A 613-nucleotide genomic window follows, 5' to 3' on the forward strand; every position below is an offset into this window, starting at 1 on the left:
CGGGGATCTCTCGGTTCAGGGTTGGCGTTCACAACCCAAACCTAACCGGCAATCGCCGGTGACCACCGTCAGCTACACCACGCTATGGGACACGACCGTGATCGAAACTATCGGGCGGGGCTTGGCTCGTTCATTCACGGTAACGGCTCGCCCCTGGTTTCATGCGGACACCTTCGCAGACGGTAGCCCAAATTTATCCATCGCAGGCAAGCTCGGTTGAGTCTGGATTTTACCGAAGCGATCGGATTGGAGTCCGCTTTCTGCGGAGCCACTGTCGCTGGAGACAGGCTGCTCCGTAAACTGACTTGTAAGAGATCAGCTTAATTGTGAACCAACCGGTGGGCCGGTCGTGGTCGATTGTGTTTCGGCGAAATTCAGCTCGCGCTGCCGCATTGCAGATGTCGATCGATTTAGGCCTACGCGCTCCCGACCAGCCAGGTGGCCCGTGCATCCTGGCGCCCACTTGCACGCCCACTTGCCGAAGGACTTCTAACGAGCAAATTGCAAGCTTCCTGGGTCGTGTCCCTGCTGGTGGTGTAGCTTCGCAGAGCCACCGCGTGCCGGCTTTGGTCGGGCTGGTCAGGCGGCCACGGCTGGCAGGCTGACGATGGGA

1 protein-coding gene is annotated in these 613 nt (G+C 59.5%); it reads left to right on the forward strand.

Going from position 1 to position 613, the window contains the following annotated elements; translation table 11 throughout:
* A partial coding sequence (locus ACFPN9_RS27830) for a hypothetical protein (RefSeq protein WP_377817948.1) occupies positions 1–220 on the forward strand: 220 nt, incomplete at its 5' end.
* Between the last annotated feature and the right edge of the window lie 393 nt (positions 221–613).

The organism is Allobosea massiliensis (assembly GCF_042655245.1).
GTDB lineage: Bacteria > Pseudomonadota > Alphaproteobacteria > Rhizobiales > Beijerinckiaceae > Allobosea > Allobosea massiliensis.